Here is a 23806-nt window from a genome sequence, read left to right as displayed (position 1 = left end):
AACAGGAAATGACATTCTAGATGAAAAAATTTGGGCTAGTTTGTGATGCGTCAGTTTTTTCTGGGTAATTTTGATTTCGAGCATCAATTAGCAAATGAAGTCTATGGAACTTCAGGAGGAGCGGCGCCGGTTCTGAATGCAAGTCTGGCGAGTTGCTGGGTTAGTCTGGCCGAAGACGGTGATCTTATTTCTATTCCCGGAAAAATTTCTGCTGAGTTCACTACTCAGTTGGAATACGCGGGTTTACCTCGCGTCGAGTTCACGAATCAATGGCCAAGTCAGGCAGACGCAGCCTCATTGCAATTAGTACCTTGGGGTTGGTCAAGCGAAATGCTTCAGATCGCGAAATCAAAGGGTCTGCAGGCGAATGCTCCTCCCACTGCTGCCGTGCAAACTGTGAATGCGCGTACGTTTTCTTTTCAGTGTGAGCAGGAGTGGGACCTATTGTTGGCCGGGAGTCAACAGCTTGAGAATCTTGAAGAACTGGAGTCTGCGGTGTGCGCGTTGCAGAATCATCAAGCTAGCCAGGAAGCGTCGTGGGTGGTGAAAGCGAATTTCAGCATGTCCGCACGCGAACGGATTCAAGGGCAGGGGGGGCAGCTTACCGATCAGATGAGAGGCTGGGCCAGGAAACGTTTTGCGCAAGGCCAGACGCTGTTTCTGGAACCCTGGGTAAATCGCAAGGCAGAAGCAGGTTTGCAGTTCGAGATTCCAAGCCAAGGGGCTCCACAATTTGTGGGAGTTGCTTTATTGCGCAGTGATACACACGGACAATATCGTGGTAGCCAGATCACAGTAGATGAGCAAACATTAGAAGAGTGGCAGCCTGCGATCGAAGTGGGACAACGAGTTGCCCGACGTGCGCAACAGGCAGGCTATTTTGGCCCGCTGGGCATTGATGCCATGTGTTATTGGGACGAAAAGGGAAAACGGCAGTGGAGACCAATACAGGATGTGAATGCACGCCATACTATGGGGCGGCTGGCGTTGGGGTTTTCTCGGTTTTTAGAGTCGAATCAGGCAGCGAGCTGGTTGCACTTTACCTGGAAAGAGTCGTATGGTGTCAAGTTTTCAAACTGGTTAAGATGTGTCTCGGAACAGGAAGAGTCGGAAACACGATTGATTGCGACAGCACCAGATCAAATCGATGGAATGATGTTGCCGCTAGTTAGTGTGTTGGTAATTGCCGATTCCGTCGAGCAATTGAAGCGGACAGAAAATCATCTGTTGCGTGCTGTTTCTGACCTTTCAGAGACCGGTTGTTGAGGTTGACATTGAATCTTAAAACAGAATAGACCACGGTAGCATGACCGAACAGCGGGAATCTCAACCACAGCAGCGCAGTTGGCCCCGTCGATTGCTGAACCGCATAGAAATCAATCGTGCGGTTTTTTATGCGCTGGTGAATCGTGGCTGGCAATTTCTTTCTGGCCCGGTGACGATGCTTTTGATCGTCGCGTTTTTTTCCAGCGAGGAACAAGGCTACTATGTTACTTTTGGTGCGTTGATCGCCTTACAGACCTTTGTCGAAATGGGCATGCAGGTCGTGACACTGTATCTGGCCAGTCATGAATGGCATAATTTGGAGTTGAATGAACGGGGGTACTTGACAGGAGACGCATCGGCCTTATCACGTTTAAGAAGTCTGGCTGCGCTAGTCTTGAAATGGTATGCAGTCGCGGGAACGCTCTTTGTGACGGCCATTGGAATCGCTGGCTATTATTTCTTTTTGTCTCAACCGGAAACAGATGTGACTTGGCGCGGTCCCTGGTTTTGTGTGGTGGGATTGACGGCACTCAGTTTGATGGCGGCTCCCTGTATCGCATTACTGGAAGGATGTAATCAGGTATCGGTGACGAACCGGTATCGCGCGATGCAGGGGATTATGGGGACGCTGGTTGTCTGGGGAGCCATCTCCAATGGAGCTGGTTTATGGACTTGTGTGGCGGTTTCAGCAGTGCGTCTGTTTTGGGAATTGTGGTTGATCGCCGTTCGCTATCGACGTTTTTTTGCGACACTGTTAAAGCCTCAACCCGGGCCACAAGTGAGTTGGTCGGAGGAAGTCTGGCCCCTCCATTGGAAGCTGGCGATTCAGGCGATGGCTGCCTACTTCACCAGTTCCTTCGTCATTCCTCTGATGTTTGAGTATCAGGGAGCAGCAGTCGCCGGTCAGTTGGGGCTGACCTGGACTGCGTTAATGACACTGCAAATGGCCGCCTATTCCTGGATGCTCACACGTGCTCCCTTGTTTGGCACATTGGTTGCCAAAAACGACATCGCCGAATTGAATCGTGTCTTTCGTCGTCTGTTTCAGGTTTCGACAACGGTGCTCTTGATCGGGGGCATTCTGTTTTGCCTGATCGTCTTCTTGCTGCAAACCATTCGGGATATTGACGTGCCAACTGCGTTGGTCGCTCTGGAACCGATCTGGAAATTAGCTCAAAAGTTACAGCAGAGAATATTACCCTTGTATCCGACCATTTTGCTGACACTGGCGATTTTTCCGATTCATATTGCCTTGTGTGTGATGGCCTATATTCGCCCGTTCAAGCAGGAACCATTTCTACTCCTGAATACCGTATCTCAACTGGCAACGGGCCTGCTGGTCTGGTACCTCGGTAAAACCTATGGGCCTGTGGGAGCGGGCTGGGGCTTTCTGCTTATAGGTTACCTGCTGACAGTACCCGGGTTCCTGTTAGTCCTCAAGCGATTTGTGGCTCGAAGGACGTAATGTTTGTGTGGAGGTTGATCCCCCAGGGTTGGGTGCAAATGTATAAGAAGTGGAATTCTCATTGACAAAAAAAGGCATGTCTGCGATGCTCGCCCCGCAAAAAAAGTCCCTTTGGTCTGATTCATGGAAGAGTCGCCATTATGCTTGAAATTATTAGTCCTTATGAATATAGCGAACAGAGAGCAGAGTATGATATGGGTGTGGCGCGGATGCGTCATTCACAATATATGGATTACCCCCGACATGTGCATCTAGAAACGCTCGCCCGCTGTAATGCAAGCTGCAATTTTTGTCCGTATCCGAATCTGAATCGCAAGCACACAAAAATGAGTGATGAACTCATCGATAAAGTGCTGAATGAGCTTACCGAGTTGCCTCCTGAAATGAATTTCCAGATTTCGCCATTTAAAGTAAGTGAGCCATTTCTGGATACACGTTTATTTCAAACGCTGAGAAAGATCAATTCGTTGATACCCCAAGCCAAGATCACACTGACTTCCAACGCGACACCAATTACAGAAGACAAATTAGAAGCGCTTCAAGAAATTAAAAATATCGGCTATCTCTGGATTTCCTTTAATGACCATCGTGAGGAAGAGTACGAGCGCGTCATGGCCCTGCCCTATCAACGCACTCGCGAGCGACTGGATATGATTCACGATGCCTTTACCGAGGGAGATGTCTATTTTCCGGTAGTGTTGTCGCGTGTAGGCGATGGATCCCGAGTCGATTATGAGTTTGGAGATTGGGTGAGCATTAACTACCCATTATTCAAATCCAGTATTTTTCCTCGTATGGAATGGATGGGGCAGGTAGAAGGTTTGAATGTGAACCCAGTTCCAAACATGGGCTGTGAACGTTGGTTTGAACTTTCGATTACGGCAACAGGAGAAGTGGCCCATTGTTGCGCTGATGGCCAGGCAGATTATCCTATTGGAAACGCAAACGAGCAGCATGTTCTCGAAATTTATAACTCACCTGAATATCGTAAGCTTCGAGAGGCAACAGTTTCTCGATTGAGTGTTGAACCCTGCAATAAATGCACTTTCATGTAATGAAATTTTGAGTTGCAGTACTTTAATTGGTTTTGAGTACCGGTTGTTTCAGATACGGTTTCAATTCCGGAACTGCAGTGGGAATTTCATCTGCTACAAGTCCTGCAATCTTGCGTGCCCCTTTACTGGTGAAGTGGCTTCGATCCTCTGGCTTGGGACTGAAGTAAGCACTTTTTTTATCTCCCAATTGATTGAACAGTGCTACGCTTTTCTGGTGTAGATCGATGACCGGTACGTTTTTCTCGCGACCGACTTTAAGCATGGCATCCGCATAGGGACGCAGGGTGGTCCAGATCATACCATTTTTAAATCGTCTGCGAGTTACGGGAGTGACGAGTATAGGTTTGATATTCGCTGCTCGGGCTTCATCAATATATTGTCTTAAATACTGTTGGTAATCGGTTGCGGGATCCGTGGAGCGATCTCCTTTGCCGGGGCAGTCATTGTGACCAAACTGAATGAAAAGGTAGTTTGCTTTTTCAGCGACTGATTTCTTCCAGCGACCTTCCTTGATAAAACTTTTTGAACTCCGACCGGAGGCGGCCCGATTGAGGATTGTTACGTTGTCGTTGAAAAATTCACCGAACACCTGACCCCAGCCCGTGAGATCAGGACGATCTTCAGGTCGTTTGGAATAAGTGGCGACCGTGGAATCACCAATGAGCATCACCTGAATTTGTGGCTCTTTTGCAACTGCCGTGACTGGAGAACAGAACAGGCATAAGAAAGGCATGATCAATGAGATCAGAATTTGATGGGGAGCAGTTTTCATAGGATGGTTCTCATTGTCAATTAAGAAATTGGCTTCAATCTTTGATCATTCTTGTGATTCCTCAGTTTAGGTCGATAAGATTGTATTTAAAAGTAGGTTGACAGAAGAAAAAAGATGGCTAAAATGGATATTAATGTCCGATATGGGTTCTGGCCTGCCCCAAAAAGCAGATTGCAGTATATTTGTAGTGCGTTTGTTTCCTGCCTTTAACTTCGAATGACTCACCCATGTATGCCAATATTTTGAATGTGCTTATGAATGGTCTTCGTTTGATTGGTTTCTGCTGTTTTTTGCAGGTGCCGGTGTTACTGTTTGCCCAAGTCAGCTTTGAAGAAACGCCCATCAATTACAACAAGGCGAAACCAGAAAATCGAATCACTCGTTTACAAAAAAAGCTAGAGCAGGATCAGATCAAGCTGACATTCGACCGGAAAAAGGGAACCGGCTATTTAGCTGACGTATTGAAGTCTTTGGAGATTCCGGTTTCTTCTCAAGTACTTGTTTTTTCAAAAACGAGTTTGCAGGTAAAGCACATCGATCCCCAATCACCTCGCGCGCTTTATTTTAATGACGACTTGTATGTCGGTTTTGTGCAAGGCGGCTCAGTACTGGAAGTTTCTGCCAGTGATGCGAAACTGGGAACTGTTTTTTATACACTCTCTCAAACAAAAACATCTCGACCGACGTTCGTGCGAAAAACGTTTGAATGTACTCAGTGTCATGCTTCATCAATGACTCAGGGGGTTCCAGGTCACATCATGAGATCTGTTTACCCTGGTCCTGATGGTATGCCTGTCTTTCGTGAGGGTACCTACCGCAGCGATCAATCCAGTCCGTTTCATGAGCGCTGGGGAGGCTGGTATGTCTCGGGAACTCATGGAAAAATGCGCCACATGGGAAATCTGCTTTTTCGAAAAGGGGACAGTTCCAATAATTTGAATCGCGAGAGTGGCGCGAATGCCATTGATCTGGAGAAATGGTTCGATACAAGTGCTTACTTGAGGCCGCATAGCGATATTGTGTCATTGATGGTTTTGGAGCATCAGGCCAAGATGCATAACTTGATTACCCGCGCACAGTTTGAAGGACGTATCACTTTGCGAGATGCGGCAGTCATGAACAAGATGCTGGAGAGAGAAACATCATTTCAGAGTGACAGTACGAAAAGACGTTTTGAAAGTTCGGCCAATCGCTTGCTCGATTACATGTTGTTTACTGACGAATTGGTGCTGCAAGATCGAATTCAAGGGGTTTCCAGTTATCAAACCGAATTTCCATTGTCAGGCCCACGAGATCGTCGGGGACGTTCATTGCGCGACTTCGACCTGGAACAGCGGTTGTTTAAATACCCCTGCAGTTATCTGATCTATTCAGAATCATTTGATGCACTGCCACGTCCCATTCTGGATAAAGTCTATCGACGATTGTGGGAAATTCTGTCTGGTAAGGATCAAACCAAAAAGTACGCTCACTTGAGCGCACATGACCGCCGAGCCATTCTGGAAATTCTGATCGAAACAAAATCCGGTCTGCCTGATTATTGGAAACTTTAACCCTCGCCGTTCGGTGATGACCGTACTACAGTATTAGAAGTGAAGCGAGTGTTCGAGCTTTCTTCTGAAAATCGGGTTTATACACTCACATCTGCTTTGATATTGGTTGTTTCAGCGAATAGTGATGCATAGAATGACTCAATCATTGAGTTGTAATCATGGGGTGATTCTCTCTGTTTGAGCAGGGTGGGATAATAAAATTGCTCCCATATACAATTTCGTTTCCAGCTTATCTGAAATCACGATTATCAACTATTAAGCTTAATACTACTAGGAGCTTACGGGATGTTGCCCCGACGCGAAGTATTTCCACACGTCATCGAAATCAATTATCAAGCCAGACAGCGTTTAGGGTGTTGTGTTTACCTTGTGTTCAATGATCAGAATGAATGGTTGTTAATCGACATTGGGTATGAAGACACCGTGTCAGAAATCATTGAAATGATTCGACAGATGGATTTTCCGCTGGCAAATTGCAAATATCTGATTGCAACTCACGCTGACGTCGATCATATTCAGGGGCTCAGCCGTGCCAAAGAATTGTTACCCTCGGCCGAGGTCATTGCACATCCGAGTGCCGCCCGACTACTCGAAGTAGGCGATCGAATCAGTACTTACGCAGAAATTAGTGCACAAGGTATTTCGATTGATATGCCTCCGTGTAAAGTTGATATTGAAGTAAAAGAAGGGGACATTATTCACTTGGGTGAAGAGATCAATCTGGAAGTCTGGCACACACCGGGACACACAGATGGGCAATTGGCGTTTCGTTTTGGAGAGCTACTTTTCTCAGGTGACAACATCTATCGGGATGGTTGTGTTGGGCACATTGATGCCCACCATGGTTCTGATATTCCGGACTTTATTAATTCGTTAGAGCGTATTCGGGACTGTGATGCAAAATGGCTACTCCCCAGTCACGGTCCAATCTTTCGGAACAAAAAGGAACTCTTGCAAGCGACTATTGATCGTTTGAATACTTATTTGCATATGGCAGATTTCGGGACCTGCGCCATCGATTGGCCACTGCAGGACGAGTGGGACGACGAGCTCGTAAAGGGATTTGATCCTGATACCGCGCAATAAGTTCTCTGAAAATGTGACTTTACGTTCACTTTTTATCTGTTTGTGAAGCTGCTGGCTCAGCTCAGGTCGTCTGAAAGCTTAATTTTAAACAATTACTGAACTCCCTATTTTATCTTTTTTATGGGAGTTTCAGTTCTCTATGGCCATATTCCTGATGCTATAATCCGCAAAATTGCTATCATTATCAGGATCTTCATCACAAACACAAATGTTGCTTGTGTTGCGACAAGTTTAACCCGATGCGACGACGAAAAATACCGATATGTGTCGATCGTAAAAAGTCATATTGGCTGTTAACTGGAATCGGGCTTTTCATATTTTTGGTACATTCTCGATTGATTCATCCTGTAAAAGTGTGACAATTTGGTGATTCCGATTTGAGTGAGTTCTGGAATTCTCTGGAAGAAATCTCAAGTCAGGTCTGTTAAGCAGTTTTTGAATCAAACAACTTTCAACTTGAATTTCGATCTTACAGTTTGAGAGCTGAAATTCGTTAATTTGATAAAGCCTATTTCAGGCTATTGGATTACTTAATGGCTTCGTTTTTCGAAAAACGCGATCCCTGGGGACATAATCTCTCATTATGGGTCGTAGTCTTAATGATCTTCATAACCCCTGTGCTGGCAGGAGTTTTGCGAGAGATTCGCCAAGAAAACAATGTGGAGAACTGGCTTCCACCTGATGACCCACAGTCGAAAGTTCTGTCCTGGCATCGTAAGAGTTTTGGTATAGAAGACCGTATTCTTGTTTCCTGGGAAGGAAGCTCACTCACAGATACGCGGGCAGAGCGTCTGAAAACGCTGCTGATGGGGACCGCCGACGAAAAAGGATTGCGACATGGTGGCTCCCCTTATATCGAGGAAGTGGTGACGCCACAGGACGCCATTCAGAGGATGGTTGAATACCGTATTGAGCCTGAGGAGGCGCAAGAGCGTTTGAAAGGAGTGTTACTTGGTACGGGGATGCTAAAAATCCGCTTAACCGAAGCTGGTAAGAAGCGGCAGGAGCAGACCACTCAGGAACTCATCGAAAAAGCGAAAAGCGAATTAGGTTTGGTATTGTCTGTTAAGCCCGCTTTTAAAGAGTGGGTGGAAATGGTTGATGAATCTGAGGAAGAAGAAACCATTAAAGAGCCTGTTGATGAGGGTGAAGAGCAAGTCGATTTTAAGGCATTGGTGGCTTCGATTCCTGCCCACGATTTCCAGGTCTATTGGACACGTATGCAACCTGATGCAAAACTGACGAACCAATTAAAACAGTTGGCACTTTCTTTAACACGTCCCACGATTCTACCCGAGCCGTTGGGAGCGAGTACAGAAGAGAAAACAGATTCTACTCCTGTGGTTCAACCGACTTTAATTGAAGATTGTTTTTTTGCAACTGGTACTCCGATCTCGATTTCGATTGCATTGTCGAATCCCGGCGATGCGGATCATGGTGCTGCTGTCGATGCTGTTAAAGCGGCAGCATTCAAAGCAGGTATCCCAGCAGAAAGTCTTCATCTCGGCGGCAGACCCGTTGCAGGAGCTGCTTTGAATCATATGGTTAAAAAGTCTTCTTGGGATTCAGACTACCCTGCCTGGCAATTTCACAAACGGTCTGTGACTTTGTTTTCAGGATTAATTGGAATCGCCCTCGCCTTTTTTATGTTACGGAGTCTCAGACTCTCCTGTATCGTATTGTTAGTTTCTTACTTTACTACTTTTGTGGCTGTTTCCATTGTGCCTCTGACTGGAGGAACCATGAATATGGTTCTGGTTGTCATGCCGACGTTGTTGACAGTATTGACACTTTCCGGTTCGATTCATGTTGCAAACTACTGGAAACACGCAGCGCATGTAAATATGAAAACAGCAGTAGTGGAAGCTGTCGAAATGGCTCGTGCTCCCTGTATGATGGCCAGTTTAACGACAGCCATCGGTTTGGCATCCTTGATAACCAGCCCGTTATCGCCAGTTCGTGACTTCGGCCTCTATTCCGCGATTGGTTGCCTCATCTCTTTATTAATGGTGTTATTTGGTTTGCCGTCCTTGTTACAACTATGGCCAGCGAAGCCTCCAAAGGCGTCTGAGATTGACACTCGGAACTGGCAAAAGTTAGGGAACGTGCTGTCCAGACATCAAATGATCGTTTCATTGAGTTGCCTGGTGCTTTTTGCCGTTTCCTGTTATGGCTTCAGGTGGTTCCGAACGGAAACAAAGGTGATTAAGTATTTTCCCGATTCATCTCGCGTGATTCAGGACTATTTATTCCTGGAAGAAAATCTTTCAGGGATTACGCCCGTTGATACCGTCATTCGTTTTGATAAAAAAGCACAGGATAATTTGAATTTTCTTGAACGCGTTGAACTGGTTCGAAAAATTCAAGGTCGTATTGAAGAGCATCCCGAAATCAGTGGCTCTATTTCCCTGGCTGATTTTCGGCCCGTTTCAGAGGCGTTGCCTGAAGGAGCGAGCACATTTCAAAAATTACGACATGCAAAACGTGTGAATGAAACCGAAAGACGTGTCCGCGAAAGCCTCGAGTCAGGAACTGCCAAATCGTTTCTATATCTCGCTGATCGGGAAGTAGTACTAGAGCAGGAAACCGCAAATGGTGCGAGGTCTGTGCCTGTGAACGAAGGAGACGAGCTTTGGCGCATTACATCTCAGGTCGCCATTATGACGGATTTGAATTATGGAGATCTTACGCGAGATTTAAATCAGGTCACCCAGTCTGTTTTACGAGATCATGCAGGGACCACGCATATTGTGACAGGCACGATTCCCCTGTTTCTCCGCACTCAGGAAGCAGTTCTTGAAAGCTTGATCAAAAGTTTTGGTTTGGCTTTTGCTGTGATTGCTGTCGTGATGATGATTCTATTGCGTAGTCCTCTTGCCGGACTGATTACCATGTTACCCAATCTGATGCCCATCGGCGTGGTTTTTGGATTGCTTTGCTGGATGAATATTTCGATCGATATCGGTACGATGATTACCGCATCAGTCGCGCTTGGTATTGCCGTTGATGGAACATTGCACCTACTGACATGGTTCAAAATTGGTATCGAGGAGGGAAAGACCAAGCAAGAAGCAGTGGCTGCTGCACTCGGGCACTGCGGACCGGCCATGTGGCAAACCAGCGCTGCTGTCGCGATCAGTTTGGCAATGTTGTATCCAGCTGATCTTCTGTTGGTTAGCCGTTTTGGGATCTTGATGTGTGCTCTGGTCACTGCAGCCCTGGTGGCTGATATTATCTTTTTGCCTGCACTTCTGGCTGGCCCTCTGGGTTCCTTGATTGAAACATCATTGAAAAAAGAGGCGGCTGCAGATGTTCCGCTGTTACAGGAAGGTAAAGCAACGATGCCACATTTACAGCATGCTATCAAGCGTGCACAGTCTGAGAAAACATTCGAGACTTAGTCCGAAATCGATAAATGATTGGTTTTCTCAAACGATTTGGCGTGCTATAAAGTTTTGAAACACAGTGATTGCGGTTAGCCTATTTGTCTTGCGAAGGCTTTCGTACGTTTTTCAAAAATTCTAAGATCTTCTGAGTGGGAACATCATCTGATAGCCCAATTTCTCGGTTGATTGTTAGATGAGTTTTTCCTTGCGCAGAGACCACTTTCGAGGAAATTCCCTTTGATCTCAACTGTTTCTCCAGACTTTCAGACTGACGCCTGGATTCTGCTCTTTCAGCAACATGCACGATTAAAAAAGGGGGAATGGATTGCTTTTCGTGTATATAAGTGATGGGCGACGCCGTTTTCCACGTTTTCTCATCAGTTCCGAATATTGTTGTATAGAGCCTTTTTGCAGTCGGGCCAGCAGTCCTGATTCGTTCCGAAATATCATAACCGGCACCATCCAGTAAAATGGTTCCTTTAATTGATTTCAGCGAAAGCGACTCTCTTTTGAGATAAGCGGGATTCGTGGAAACCAAGGCGACCAGATGTGCTCCCGCTGAATGTCCCATGAGGAAAATTTGGTCCGGATTACCTCCATATTTTTTAGCGTGTTCTCGGACCCAATGAATTGCTTCTGCAACATCCTGTGCCTGTTGATCGTATGTGGCTTGTGGATAAAGTCGGTAATTAATACTAGCTAAAATGAAACCATGTTCGGTAAAGAATTGCGGTTTGTTGTTTACGCCTCGTTTGTCACCAATTTTCCAGCCACCACCATGTACCCAGATTACAATGGGATGATTTTTTCCAGATGCTGGTATATATAAATCTAGACTCTTAAAATGTTTTCCTAGTTTAATTGTTGTGTCATAGGGAATGTTCCGAATGGTTTTGAATTTCTGGGGTACAGGCTGCTGTTCAGAAAATGTCATCGCGTTGAATAATGTCAGATATATGATTGACAACACACAAATCATCCAAGATCGAGTATTGAAAAAAGATTTATCTATCATTGATTCTGACCTCGTTTTTTTTGACCGGAATGGACGATCGGTTCCTGCTTTTAGCTGGATGTTCGTTTTTTCATGAAGTAAATATCCATACTCGATTTTTGCAATAAATCGAATTGTTCCCAGAGAGTGGGACATTCGAATTCAGCATCGCGTGGCGTTCTCAGTATTAAGATACAGTTTTCAGAAGAGACAGTATCTCTGGCCAGCCTTTCTAGCGATTCATATAAGCGCGAACCGGGTTTGAGATCATCGATCATCTTGTAGGGAGGGTCGAAGAAGATCATGTCGAAAGGGACAAAATCCGGAACGTTTTTTGGTCGGAAGGAGGAAAGTTGGGCATTGGTCTTCCAGCAGAGAGTTTCTTTTTCCGCGCCGATATTTTCAACATTGCGTTTGAGAAGCTCGTGTGCTTTACGATCTTGTTCGATGAAAACAACACTCCTGGCCCCTCTGCTGAGTGCTTCCAGACCCAGTGATCCCGTTCCCGCGTAAATGTCAGCAACACGCTTTTCTTTGACGGTCTCTCCTAACCATTCAAAGAGCACTTCTTTTACAAAGTCGGTAATCGGGCGTGTTGTCTGGCCTGGGTTGGTATGTAATTTACGCCGACGATATTTACCTGCTATAATACGCACTGCTCTGTCGTTTCAATAAAACTGGTGGGAAATTCAGTAGTCACACTGATGGAAAATTAATTTAAATCCATATTATATAAAGACTTGATTGCGATGAGAAGTGTTACTCATTTTCCCTCTTTTGTGCCATGCGTTCCCAATGTTTTTTGATGATGTCTGCCGCTTCCTCAGCTACAGAGTGGAATTCTTTTTTCTCCTTGGGTTTAGGTTTGGGTGTATTTGAATCAGAATCCGTGGGGGGGAAATTTGTCGTAGGGATAATCGTCGTGTCACCTGGTGAAGCGGCTGAATTGTTTGTATCCTCCGAGAGCCAGCTTGAAATATCGTCATCTGAGAGCGGTGGATCCGCTGGATCAGGGGTATAATTGCTTGGCTTTTTGACAGCTTTTTTCGCCCCTACTAACTCAAATACCATTGGGCCTACGCGAAGCAAGGCACCTGGCTGAAGAGGTGTTTCTTTTTGAATTGCGACATCATTAACGTAAGTTCCATTACGGCTTTTTAAATCAATCACAGAGATTTTTTCGTCGAGGACAATTAATTGGCAATGTCTGCGACTGACATCAGAGTCAGTGATACGAATATCGCATTCCAGCTCGCGACCAATGGTGATGTCTCTTTCAGGAAGCTTTAACGTTTTCCCCTGATGCTTACCTGTTTTGATAATGAATTTTGGCATACTAGCCCTCAAAATTAAAACTGAAGTTGACCCATTTCCTTTGATGATAAGGTATTGAGAACTTTAGTTTCATATTTATTTAATTAAAAAATTATTGAAACGAAGTAAGATGAATCGACTTAATCATACAGAGGAACCACAAGTGCTTCTTGACATGAGGGACAGGTCATTGTGCGTCCTCTATGTCTAACGCGAACTTTTAGCTTTTTACCACAGGGACAGTAGAAATGAATTCGTTCGTCCAGATCTTCCTTGGAAGAATCGAGGTGATCATGTTCCCAGACATCATTTGAAATCTCTTTGATCATTTCCAGTAATTCATCCGGGTCAAACGGTTTCAACAGATAACCATCCGCACCAACTCGTTTTGCTAACTGACGTGATTCTGGAGAGTCAATTGCAGTCAAAATGAGGATGGGAACATCACTTTCTTTTTGTTTCATCCGTTCACAGATTTCAAAACCACTTTCGTGAGGAATGATTAAATCTAGAATCACAAAATCAGGTTTGTGCATACTGAATGATGAGTGGGCTTGTCCGCCGTCTTTCGCTATTGTTACATGGTAGCCATGTTCCTCTAGAAGTTTTTTGAGAAATAAGGCGGTATCCTGTTCGTCGTCCACAACAAGAATGTGATTGACGATCGAAGATGTCATATCAAAGCGAGTTTCATTCGTAGCCATTAGGGAGACTCCCTGTTTCAGTGTCCCCGGTTCCGTCGGGCTTTTTGTTTTTATCTTTCACTTTCGCTGAAAAATATTTCGTTCATTTTCACTCTGTCGGAAGAGTGTGCCTATAAAAAATGGGATTCATCAACAGTCGAATTTTGAATATTCCATCAATAAAAGCCAGAGTTTTATTATCTCAGAGGAACAATTAAATGACACGGCAAAAAAAATAATTTCGGTGGAAATAGCAAAAAGTCCTAAAAAATAGGGACAAACACATTGACTTTTAGAATTAAGATCACTTTACTTACGCTTGGCCATGAGAGAGTTTTAGTGATTTCTCAGGCTGAAAACAGGATTACAACTCACTATGACGAGGTGGCTCCCCACTTCTTTCATTTTCAAATTCCAGTATCAGGAGTTCACAATGGCAGCAAAGGCTACTAAAGATAAGCCACTTACCAAAACAGAGATCCTCAATGCACTAGCTGAAAGTTCTGGACTCACCAAGAAAGAAGTAACAAGTGTTCTTGATAGCTTAAGTGATTTGATTTCCAAGAATATTGGGAAACGGGGTCCAGGTGTCTTCAATATGCCAGGTCTTCTGAAAATCCAAGTTCAGCGAAAGCCAGCAACCAAGGCGACAACACGCCCCAATCCATTCAAGCCTGGCGAGATGATGCAGGTTGCTGCAAAGCCTGCCCGAAATGTCGTTAAAGTACGGCCTCTTAAAGCACTGAAAGAAATGGTCTAATCACCTTTCTATCAGCCCTTTATCTTACTCAGCAAAAACAAGATTGTATAGATGCAGTTTCCACTGAGGGAAACTGCATCTTACCTTCGTTTGTTTGTAACGATGTCATAAATCAAAGACCTGAGGTTCGCTTGCTCACTTGTCAGAAAGTCGTCCTGACTCTCGATTTTGTAGGGGTCTTGATAACTTAAAACACTTAAATTCAAATTTTATTCGAAATTTAAGTGTTTTTTGTGAAGAATGGCACTGTTGGTTTTTTGCTGGAAGATATTATTGTAAGTGCTTTTAAGAATATGCTTTACGCATTTCATCGAAATTAGAATATTAAAATATGCTGCTTCTCCCTACACTGGAAGAGAGTGTGTATGCAGTGTTGTGCTGCGCCAGCCTCTTGACGGTATAAATGTGGGCATGTAAAATCTAGCCGTATATGATTGATTGGTGATAATACCGATTAATTGCAGTAGTGTTTTCCCTACCAAAGAACACTACATTTAGATTTACGCAGGGTGCATTATGCATCCTCAGAGAGAAAATGGCATGTTAGTTTTATCGCGCAAGAAAAATGAGAAAATCGTGATTGATGAGAATATCGTCATTACGATTGTTGAGATACGCGGTGACAAGGTCCGCTTGGGAATTGAAGCCCCTCGCGATGTTCCCATTCATCGTAGCGAAGTCTATGACGCAATTCAGAACGAGCAGAATCAAGTTTCTACCAAAGAGAATGGGACTTCTGAAGTCGTGCAATAACTTTGCTTTGTGCATCTTTGAATACCACTAAAGCCGCCTGAGGGCGGCTTTTTTTATTTCATTGATTTCTGAACATCAAGCGAGTTTGGGTAAAGTATTCAAAAGTTTTTTCAGAGAACGTGGATTCTGTTAATGCGATCCGCTTGACTTATCCGATGGAAACCTTAGATTACTAATCTCACCGGCCCCATCGTCTAGTTAGGCCCAGGACATCGGGTTTTCATCCCGAAAACAGGGGTTCAAATCCCCTTGGGGTCAGTTTAAGTAAAAGCAACGATTATTCAATTGAATAGTCGTTGCTTTTTTTGTGTTCATCTTGAAGTGTTTCGCTTCGAACAATCTCATCTGCGTGGTTCTGAATTCTCGACGTTGCTCTTACGATGATTTCCATATTTTTTTCATCCGTTAATAAAATTGGATGATGCAACAGTACGAGATTGCGATCGCATGCTGAGGCACTTGGTAACTCATTAAACTGTTTAAATCGTTTTTGGCTATGAATCGTGTGTAATGCCCTGAATCCGGGGTGTAGGGCGATTCCTTCGGCCTGCATCGATTGGCAAAATTGAGCTCTGGACATACCTGCGAACTGCTCCGGTTGATATTGGAAACCCAATTTGTAGTAGCCAGGGCAGGAAGTGGTTCCATTTGTACTTTCGTCGTTTTGAAAGCTGACCAGTCCCGATGTTTCTTCCAGTTTTTGCTGCAAATGTAACACATTTTTATGTCGTTTTAGATTATCTTCCTGAAGCGATTTAATTTGTGGTAGTAATATTCCTGCCTGTAATTCTGTCAATGGGTAAGCTTCGTTTCCACGGTATGAGTAAAGTCTGACTCGTTGTGCAATTTGGGGTGAAGACGTAAATAGTGCACCCCCACGGCCTGCCGTTAATAATTTACTACCACCAAAGCTAAGTACTCCGATGTCTCCCCAGCTTCCGGCAATTTGTCCTTCAATGTTCGCACCAGGTAATTGGCAGGCATCTTCAATGACAGGGATTCCCCATTTTTTTGCGAGCTTCTTCACAGCTTGCATCGGGACCAGCCCTCCATGAAGGTGAGATACCAGAATGCATTTTGTAGAGCTGCTCACGGCTTGCTCTAGGAGGCTGATATCCAGGTTACTATTCCTGCGATTGACATCAACAAGCATCGGCGTGGCGCCAACTGTCAAAATATTTTTGAAATTTCCTTCAAAGTCATAGGCTGCGAGAATGACTTCATCACCTGTTCCGATTCCAAGCCCACGCAGTGCAAGTTCGATGGCAACAGTGCCACTCGAGCAAAGAACCACTTCTTCAGTCTGATGAAGTGCGGCAAGTTCTCGCTGTAATTGTTCTGAATAAGGGCCATGATACTTGCCCCACACACCCGATTTTTGTGCCTCTTGTAGAATTTGATTGACCTCGCGATTTGGTAGAGGCCACTCTGGAGGACCTTGGGGAAACAATGGTGTTCCACCTAAAATAGCAGGTTTTTCTTGTGATGAACTGTTCATAAGCATTGGTGGCTGGTTTTGGATTTTAGATCGGAAGTCGGAATTCGTGATCCCCATAGTATTGTACTGAAGAATGTTTAACTAAACTATGTATATCGTGCGATTGCAGACTACAACCGGCGAGTTTAGAGCACATTAATTCTAGTAATTCAAAATCAATTTCATTAGTGAGTGAGTCAAATATGACACATCAAATCAAATTCATAATGGTGGGTGGTTTTTTAGGGGCTGGAAAAACGACAACCTTAGGGCGATTGGCAAAATATTATTCCGATCAGGGGTTGAATGTGGGAGTCGTTACCAACGACCAGGCTTCTGATTTAGTCGATACAAATACCTTGAGGTCACAAGGTCTGCATGTGGGCGAAGTCGCGGGGGCCTGCTTCTGCTGTCATTTTGATGCTCTGATGGAGACGATCGAAGAGTTGGGATCAAAATCGAAGCCCGATGTGATTCTGGCAGAACCGGTTGGCAGCTGTACTGATCTTGTAGCAACTGTGATTCAGCCTATTAAACGCTTGTTTGATGCGGAGTTTTCTATCCATCCCTATGCCGTTCTCATGAAGCCCAGTCATGGTAAAAAGATTTTGAAAAATGAAAAAGGGTCCGGCTTTTCCCCAAAAGCTGCTTACATACTGAAAAAACAACTGGAAGAAGCAGACGTGATTTTGGTCAATCGCATTGATGAGCTTGCAGCTGAAGATGTTGATGAACTTACTGCTTTAGTTGATGAACACTTTCCCGGGACTCCTGTCTTAAGAACATCCGCCCTCACAGGAGAAGGTTTTGAAGCACTGGTTGAGTTCTTAAAACAGGATGGTGATTTTGGGAGTAAGATCCTTGACATTGACTATGACATTTATGCAGAGGGTGAAGCTGAACTTGGCTGGTTGAATAGTAGCGTGCGCGTCACATCTGAAAATGCGTTTTCTCTCGATCAGTTATTGCTGGACGTCATTTCTCAGTTGCAAATTTCATTTAAGGAAAAGGAAGTTGAGACAGCGCACCTTAAAGTGATCGGTTTATGGGAAGGATTTTATGGTGTTGCTAATCTGATTAGCAATGACAGCGCACCAAAATTATCTCTACCCTCAGACTGCACAGTAAACGAACTGGATCTGATTGTGAATGCACGCGTTGCCTGTGATCCAGAAGCGTTAACAGAGCAGGTGACGCATGTTTTGCAGCATTGTGCAAAAACATTAAACGCAAATTTAGAGTTTCGTCAGACTCAAAGCTTTCGTCCGGGTAGACCCGTGCCAACACACCGCTATGCGTCACCTCAGTGATGTTCGCGATTGCCATCTGTTTTCATCAATCATGATTCATTTGTGATTTAACTTGAGTCTAATGTCTGAGCTGAGTCCTATATTTGATCCGAAGCTTCGGCAGAGATTTCGCCGACAACTGTTGTCCTGGTACAACACTCATCAGCGTGATCTGCCCTGGCGAGAGATTAACGATCCTTACACCGTCTGGATCAGTGAAATCATGCTGCAGCAAACTGTTGTTGCAGCCGTGATTCCTTATTTTGAAAAATTCATGACCCGTTTTCCAGATGTGCAGACATTAGCGAATGCCGAGGAAAGCGAAGTGCTACAGAATTGGGAAGGTCTTGGATACTACAGCCGGGCGCGCAATATTCATAAGTCTGCTAAGATCATCGTGCAGGAGTATCAAGGCAAATTTCCTACGAGTCTCGAATCGCTCCAAAAACTGCCTGGAATAGGCCGTTATACTGCGGGAGCCATTTGTTCTTTTGCCTACGACCAATCGGCTCCGATTGTAGAAGCCAATACATTGCGGCTCTACTCTCGATTGATTGGACTTGAGGAAGATCCGAGATCCAAATCAGGGCAAAATCAACTATGGGACTTTGCAGAACTCATTTTACCACGTAAGTCACCTGGGATTTTTAACCAGGCATTAATGGACTTGGGGAGTCTGGTTTGTACGCCTCAAAATCCAGCATGCAATCAATGTCCCGTCAGCTCGGCGTGTGAAGCATTTCTCAAAGACAGGCAGCATAAGATTCCGATTCCCAAGGTGCGACCTGAAATCACTCCCCTTACTGATGTCAGTATTGCCGTGTTTGAAGGGCACAAAGTGATGATTCGGCAACGAATGTCGGGAGAACGTTGGGCAGGGTTATGGGACTTTCCCCGTTTTACGTTGGAGGACATGAACGGACTTGCTCATCCTGCTCTGAAAAAGCAAAAATCAAATGGTCAGAAGATGTTGTTTGCAGAACACAACGACGAACGGTCGGGTAAAGATGATTTTCCAACGGGATTATCAGTGGACGTCGTTCCTCGCTTGGAGGAATATTTGCGAGAGCATGCCGGGGTCAAGGCATCGCTTCATCAGTTTGTTGCCGAGATTCGACATAGTGTGACTCGCTATAAAATTCGTTTGCTTTGTTTTGTTGCAATCATTGAGTCTGCTGATGCGAGCCAGGTTTCTTCTTCGCGTTTGCAGGGTGAGGAGCAAGCACTCTATCGATGGGTCACTGTCAGTGAGTTAGAAGCGTATCCGCTTTCAGTGACTGGAAGAAAGTTCGCTAAACTTTTAGCTCAAGAAATACCTTCATTTGACTAGTCCAACTGCGCAAAAAAATCCCCATTCTCAAAATTGCCTGAGATTGAGAATGGGGAAAACGTATTTGACTTAAGAGAAGAAAGCGGCATCCGTGCCAAAAAAGCCTTCCATGGAATTTAAGCCTTTAGGGTATTCGGATGAGATGGGGATTCTGAATGAGTCGCCTCCTTCTCCTGTAGTCAAAGACGCTGAAGAACAATGTGTATTGCGATCAGATTGGTGGGTTAGCCGGATAGTTCTTTGAAGAGTGTTCCGAATTCAGGCATATCTTGTTCCAGTAGATTCTGCCATGCTTGAGGATTCCAGATTTCGACACAAATGACGGCACCGATAATCATGACATCCTGGTTTGGTTGGACTCCCAGAAACTCTCGAAATCCTTCGGGAATTGTACAGCGAGATCGATTGGCCAATTGAATGGTTCGATTTCTGGTAGACAGTAAACGCCCCAGGCGTTGTACCTCGTCCCAGCGGTTTTCTAAGCGATGTGCCTGAATCTTTTGCTTGATCAGATCCACGCCCTGTTGTTGTCTGGCTTGCCAGTCTGAGGCCTTCCAGAGGCTGAGGCAGCCAGCTCGTTCTTTGGTTAACATTGTTTCCCCTGATTCGTCGGCGATGGCTTGAGCCATTTCTACAGGCAACGAGATACGAAATCGGTCATCAACCGTTCGCTTCACTTCCCCCGTAATAAATGCTTCACCGCTCATTGCCAGCCTTCAAAAAAGGGTGTTTGTCTATCGTCTTTCAGTGATTGTGAAAGAGTTCAATATTATACTGGGCGGATAACCCACAATCAATAAGTTTTCAAAGATCAATTGGGTAAGAAACCCACATAGATAAGAATTTACAGCTCGATTACCAAAAAGGCAATCATTGATTGTCGAATTCTCTCGATTTTGTCAATTTTTCTTTTTGCGACAATTTTTCACATAGTGAAATTAAAAAGAAAAGTAGCAGAAGAAGTTGATAGCCCCGTTCTCTGGGATCATGTTTTCAGTACGTTCTAGTTCTATATGTCGCTTATGTAGCTGATCAGCATAAATTTTTAGCATCAGTAATCAGGGACATAATAGATAGAATGTTTACAGGCACATGCTAGTTGTTTGAGGGAGGCCATCCTATCGGCCCTCTCGGTTCAACTGAAAATGATTGATGAGTTGAGATTGCCAATTCCATCACTCTGATTTTTTATTTGATCTGAAAGCTTTTCTCGTGACTTTGAAGATCATTGAAATTGACCTGTGTGGGTTTAGCGATGTGATTCATGTGATATGTGATTGAAACTGTAGTAGTATCTGATGATGGCACTTGATTCATATTTGATACTGTTTGAAATCAGCTGATAAGAAGGTGATCATCGAAAACTGATGCTGAAGTTTCACATTCTTAACAGCAAAAAACAGTCAGTTTTATAGTGATAATATCATCAGAGGTAGAAGTATTCATGAGTAAGAATCATTTACTCACGCGCGACGCAGATTGCGCATTTTGGAGGGAGACACGGTCATGTCAATCTATAAAAAATGATACAGAATCTCAGTGGAGAATAGGCTGATTTGAAAGACTTGCATTTGTCACGAGTGCTTGAATGCGATTGAAAGGAAATGTAAATGTGAATCAGGAAGGGGACTGTTCAACGATTACTTCCGTTTGCCTGGCGAGAACTCCGAAGTTCATTCGAAACTCGCCAGGCAATAGAAGTGTTTGGTTGCAACTTAAGAATTGTCAATGAATTTTAATATTCACGACGTTTCAAGATACCAGGCAGTGGTACAGGATAAGAGCCATCGGCTCGTGCCAGTACCGGAGCAGGGGAGTCCAATGTTAATTTATCGACATCAGGTGCAAATTCTTGTTTACAGTTAAGCATTTCATCGTAGGTCACGACTTGCCCTGTATGAGCGGCCATTCTTCCCATTGAAGTTACCAGACTGGCTTCCGCACCACGTTTGACTTCATTGTAACGTTTGTCTTGTCGAATTGCATTGATCAAGTCATCCCATTCCAACTGATATGGGTTTGGCTCTGGTTGAGGATATGCCCATGCCAGATTCTCTTTCGCTTCATTATAGCCTTTATAGATGCGTGCTTTGGCTGGATGATGAGCGGACGTGGAAATCACTGCCAAACCTTTGGTTCCATGGGCAAAGCTGGCAAATTTTTGACGACAGCCAGGCATGGTCCGGCCTCTCAGAAACATCTTAGTTCCGTCAGCGAAGGTGTATTCAACACTGTAACTGTCGAAATTCTGATCGACATTATCCCCTCGATAGTGTCGGCCACCTGAGCCATCGGCTTGAACAGGCCAGGCATCTTTCATCCAGCAACTTTCATCGATGTTATGGATGAGGAAGTCACTGAATCCTCCACCACTGGCCCAAAGAAAGCCGTGGAAGTTTTTAATTTGATAGAGTAGTTCGCTCATTTTTTCTGGTTTAGGACCTGTGGCTGCAGATCCCGTTGGACCTGCCATACGATAGGCTCTAAGTTCCAGAATATCTCCAATCTGTCCCTGCTTGATGCGGTCGTAAAGTTCCTGACGGGCTTTACAGTGACGGCACATCAGACCGACGCCGACTTTGAGATTTTTTTCTTCTGATTTCTTAGCCAGTTCAAGCATCTTGCGTGTACTGGGACCATCAACGGTCAGAGGTTTTTCCATGAAAACGTTAATCCCTTTTTCGATGGCATAACCGAAGTGAACCCATCGAAATGCGGGAGGTGTAACCAGTAAGACAACATCGCCTGGTCCAAGACAACTGATTGCCTTTTCATATCCATCAAAGCCGATAAATTTCTGGTCGTCAGGAACGTCGACTTTGTCCCCAAACGCCTTTTTGAGGCTTTGATAACTTGTGTTCAAGCGGTTGTCAAAGACATCTGCCATTGCGACCAACTTGATAGGGCCGCTGGTAGTTGAAAGTGCATTGGCTGCCGCACCTGTCCCGCGTCCTCCGCATCCCACTAACGCGATTTTGATTGTATTTTGGTCGGCGGCATAGACGTGTGGAATTGCAGTGCCCGCTAAAACAGAAGCCCCGGCAGCGAGTCGACTCGAATTTTTCAAAAACTCGCGGCGTGATGAGGTATCTTTAGGCGCTTCACTCATGTTGGACTCCTTTGTGGTTCATTGAATTATTTGAGGATCAAAGTGGGATGTTGATTTTATCTGATCAACCGATTGAAATCGGGATGCTGGGCGACGATTAATTATGTAGTCGAAGATCTATCAGATAAATACATATAATAATATCTGATTATATCAATGTGAGAGAACCACTTGCAACTTGTAAGCGTGGATTGCAGTTGTGGTAAGAAGAGCAAACGAAGAAGCCCGATTCAAAATCAATAAAAAACCCCGGAGACTGAAGCTCAGCCTTCGGGGTTTGATTTGTGAGATATGTTAATTTATGAGCTTTTGCTTAGAAGTTGTAAGCGGGATTTTTGGGGTCAAAGTCAGCATCGTTCAGTCCTGCGTTCGTGCGGATGTTCGTATACGTGTACTCTTCTACCAATTCAGGCTTGCTGTTTCTTCTAGTTGGCCAGTCATATTGTTCGACGCGAACTGGTAGATTGGTTGCTTTATCGATGTATAAACGAGTCATTTGAAAGCGGAGTCCTGGTTTTTGTTGTGGGTAACTTGTTTCCAGGACTTTACATTGCATGTTACCAAGCTTTGCATCAGGGAAATATTTCACGTTCACCCCTGCATTGACTTGTCGTTCTTCTTTCCATTGCTTCAGAATTTGAAACAACATTTTTCGGATGCCGATCGTTGTAATGGGGTAACGGCTTTCATCCATTGCTTGAGGACTGTTAGGTTGAAGAGAAATCGTTCCTACAAGTCCTTTGATCCCTGTTTCATGAGCGAGGATCTGATTTCCATTTCTACCTTGGAAATAAATAACTTCTCTTCCTGTATGTGGTTTCTGAAAGTGTAGATAGACACTTAAAGGCTTCTCACGGAATTTAATCTTCATTGTCTGAGTAGGTTGCATGCGGCGTCCTACTTTTTCCCGTTTGATGAAGGTGCCTTCGAAGTCTTTCACTTGAGCGGTTGTATCATAGCTCTTCATTGCGAGCCTGATTGCAGGATCAAGTGGATGCTCTGCATCTGCTGCCGAAAGCAAATTGGTTTGAGTCAGAGTAGTGATCGCTGATAGGACCATAAGCCCTGCCATGATAGCCACTTTTTTAGTCTGGCGGACCAGAACGAAGTTTGATTGGTAAGTGTGTTGTTTTACCATTGAATTTCGTGACTCCCTTTGTCGAAATCCACTTGTTTTGGGCTCATTTCCAACGGATCACTGTTGTCGGAAAAACTGCCACAAAACTAGTAAGAAAATAGACCACTTTGCTAAACAAGAACTTCTGAAATGAAGCCCTCTTTTTGTGAGGTATTACGGTCTTGTAATTTAGTGTCGAGAATAGATACCATCCGTGTTTTGGCTCGACCTTGTAGACTACTAATCGAACTAATTGGCAAACCGTAATAAATTTGATTACATGTTCTCTTTGTTTTTTTGTAAATTGTCAAGACAGAATCTTTAGATTATCTCATCTAACATCTGTGTCGTGATTTTTACATTCTGTTTATAGGCTGTTTTTTGCCTATTCTAACAT

General features: G+C 44.5%; 19 protein-coding genes and 1 tRNA gene. 11 read left to right on the top strand and 9 right to left on the bottom strand.

The genetic code is table 11. The annotated features are described in order from the left end of the window. Positions 1 to 45: 45 nt before the first annotated feature. From V144x_RS25035 to V144x_RS25025, 3 genes are all read left to right on the top strand, one after another. Entirely contained in the window at positions 46 to 1266 is a 1221-nt protein-coding gene (locus tag V144x_RS25035; protein WP_144989393.1) for a hypothetical protein, read from the top strand. Positions 1267 to 1306: 40 nt separating this feature from the next. Further along, positions 1307 to 2731, top strand: coding sequence for a hypothetical protein (locus V144x_RS25030; RefSeq protein WP_144989391.1), 1425 nt, complete (start codon positions 1307 to 1309; stop codon positions 2729 to 2731). A gap of 140 nt (positions 2732 to 2871) precedes the next feature. Next, positions 2872 to 3786: a radical SAM/SPASM domain-containing protein gene (locus V144x_RS25025; RefSeq protein WP_144989389.1), complete on the top strand. Its 915-nt coding sequence runs from the start codon at positions 2872 to 2874 to the stop codon at positions 3784 to 3786. A 22-nt stretch (positions 3787 to 3808) separates the two neighbouring features. Here V144x_RS25025 and V144x_RS25020 read toward each other — a convergent pair whose 3' ends face one another. Further along, complete coding sequence (locus tag V144x_RS25020; RefSeq protein ID WP_144989387.1) at positions 3809 to 4558, bottom strand: rhamnogalacturonan acetylesterase; 750 nt, start codon at positions 4556 to 4558, stop codon at positions 3809 to 3811. Between the two features lie 227 nt (positions 4559 to 4785). On the opposite strand from V144x_RS25020, the gene V144x_RS25015 reads away from it, so the two are divergent. The 3 genes from V144x_RS25015 (at position 4786) to V144x_RS25005 (ending at position 10598) form a co-directional block, all read left to right on the top strand. Continuing rightward, the gene (locus V144x_RS25015; RefSeq protein ID WP_197998629.1) at positions 4786 to 6111 is read left to right on the top strand and encodes a hypothetical protein; all 1326 of its coding nucleotides are present in this window, start codon (positions 4786 to 4788) and stop codon (positions 6109 to 6111) included. A gap of 285 nt (positions 6112 to 6396) precedes the next feature. Beyond that, the gene (locus V144x_RS25010; protein ID WP_144989385.1) at positions 6397 to 7197 is read left to right on the top strand and encodes an MBL fold metallo-hydrolase; all 801 of its coding nucleotides are present in this window, start codon (positions 6397 to 6399) and stop codon (positions 7195 to 7197) included. Between the two features lie 533 nt (positions 7198 to 7730). Beyond that, positions 7731 to 10598, top strand: coding sequence for an efflux RND transporter permease subunit (locus V144x_RS25005; protein WP_144989383.1), 2868 nt, complete (start codon positions 7731 to 7733; stop codon positions 10596 to 10598). A 79-nt stretch (positions 10599 to 10677) separates the two neighbouring features. Here V144x_RS25005 and V144x_RS25000 read toward each other — a convergent pair whose 3' ends face one another. The 4 genes from V144x_RS25000 to V144x_RS24985 all read right to left on the bottom strand — a co-directional run bounded on the left by V144x_RS25000 (position 10678) and on the right by V144x_RS24985 (position 13595). After that, complete coding sequence (locus tag V144x_RS25000) at positions 10678 to 11553, bottom strand: alpha/beta hydrolase (protein ID WP_197998628.1); 876 nt, start codon at positions 11551 to 11553, stop codon at positions 10678 to 10680. A 95-nt stretch (positions 11554 to 11648) separates the two neighbouring features. Further along, positions 11649 to 12233, bottom strand: a complete 585-nt coding sequence (rsmD, locus tag V144x_RS24995) for a 16S rRNA (guanine(966)-N(2))-methyltransferase RsmD (RefSeq protein ID WP_144989379.1) — start codon at positions 12231 to 12233, stop codon at positions 11649 to 11651. A gap of 103 nt (positions 12234 to 12336) precedes the next feature. Then, positions 12337 to 12912 carry an FHA domain-containing protein gene (locus V144x_RS24990; RefSeq protein WP_144989377.1) on the bottom strand — a complete coding sequence of 192 codons (576 nt, stop codon included), beginning with the start codon at positions 12910 to 12912 and terminating at the stop codon, positions 12337 to 12339. Positions 12913 to 13031: 119 nt separating this feature from the next. Beyond that, the gene (locus V144x_RS24985; protein WP_144989375.1) at positions 13032 to 13595 is read right to left on the bottom strand and encodes a response regulator transcription factor; all 564 of its coding nucleotides are present in this window, start codon (positions 13593 to 13595) and stop codon (positions 13032 to 13034) included. Between the two features lie 412 nt (positions 13596 to 14007). Between V144x_RS24985 and V144x_RS24980 the strand changes: the two genes are divergently transcribed. The 3 genes from V144x_RS24980 to V144x_RS24970 all read left to right on the top strand — a co-directional run bounded on the left by V144x_RS24980 (position 14008) and on the right by V144x_RS24970 (position 15345). Continuing rightward, positions 14008 to 14334: an HU family DNA-binding protein gene (locus V144x_RS24980; RefSeq protein ID WP_232098918.1), complete on the top strand. Its 327-nt coding sequence runs from the start codon at positions 14008 to 14010 to the stop codon at positions 14332 to 14334. Positions 14335 to 14874: 540 nt separating this feature from the next. After that, a complete protein-coding gene (gene csrA / locus V144x_RS24975; protein WP_144989370.1) occupies positions 14875 to 15087 on the top strand; it encodes a carbon storage regulator CsrA in 213 nt (70 codons plus the stop codon). A 183-nt stretch (positions 15088 to 15270) separates the two neighbouring features. After that, positions 15271 to 15345 (top strand) — tRNA-Glu (locus V144x_RS24970). Positions 15346 to 15364: 19 nt separating this feature from the next. Here the strand turns inward: V144x_RS24970 and V144x_RS24965 are convergent. Further along, the gene (locus V144x_RS24965; RefSeq protein WP_197998627.1) at positions 15365 to 16585 is read right to left on the bottom strand and encodes a DegT/DnrJ/EryC1/StrS family aminotransferase; all 1221 of its coding nucleotides are present in this window, start codon (positions 16583 to 16585) and stop codon (positions 15365 to 15367) included. 182 nt (positions 16586 to 16767) lie between these two features. Here V144x_RS24965 and V144x_RS24960 point away from each other — a divergent pair, with 182 nt between their 5' ends. Beyond that, a complete protein-coding gene (locus V144x_RS24960; protein ID WP_144989367.1) occupies positions 16768 to 17874 on the top strand; it encodes a GTP-binding protein in 1107 nt (368 codons plus the stop codon). Positions 17875 to 17935: 61 nt separating this feature from the next. Next, a complete protein-coding gene (gene mutY / locus V144x_RS24955; RefSeq protein WP_144989365.1) occupies positions 17936 to 19183 on the top strand; it encodes an A/G-specific adenine glycosylase in 1248 nt (415 codons plus the stop codon). A 224-nt stretch (positions 19184 to 19407) separates the two neighbouring features. On the opposite strand, the gene V144x_RS24950 is transcribed toward mutY, so the two are convergent. From V144x_RS24950 to V144x_RS24940, 3 genes are all read right to left on the bottom strand, one after another. After that, positions 19408 to 19890 (bottom strand): division/cell wall cluster transcriptional repressor MraZ, encoded by a 483-nt coding sequence (locus V144x_RS24950; protein ID WP_144989363.1) that lies wholly within the window; start codon positions 19888 to 19890, stop codon positions 19408 to 19410. Between the two features lie 1028 nt (positions 19891 to 20918). Beyond that, the gene (locus tag V144x_RS24945) at positions 20919 to 22292 is read right to left on the bottom strand and encodes a Gfo/Idh/MocA family protein (protein ID WP_144989361.1); all 1374 of its coding nucleotides are present in this window, start codon (positions 22290 to 22292) and stop codon (positions 20919 to 20921) included. 313 nt (positions 22293 to 22605) lie between these two features. Then, positions 22606 to 23430, bottom strand: a complete 825-nt coding sequence (locus tag V144x_RS24940) for a DUF1571 domain-containing protein (protein ID WP_144989359.1) — start codon at positions 23428 to 23430, stop codon at positions 22606 to 22608. Between the last annotated feature and the right edge of the window lie 376 nt (positions 23431 to 23806).

Origin of the sequence: Gimesia aquarii (assembly GCF_007748195.1) — a bacterium.
GTDB lineage: Bacteria > Planctomycetota > Planctomycetia > Planctomycetales > Planctomycetaceae > Gimesia > Gimesia aquarii.
The sequence above is the reverse complement of the archived record's forward strand: the minus strand, read 5'-3'. Positions and strand labels throughout refer to the sequence as shown.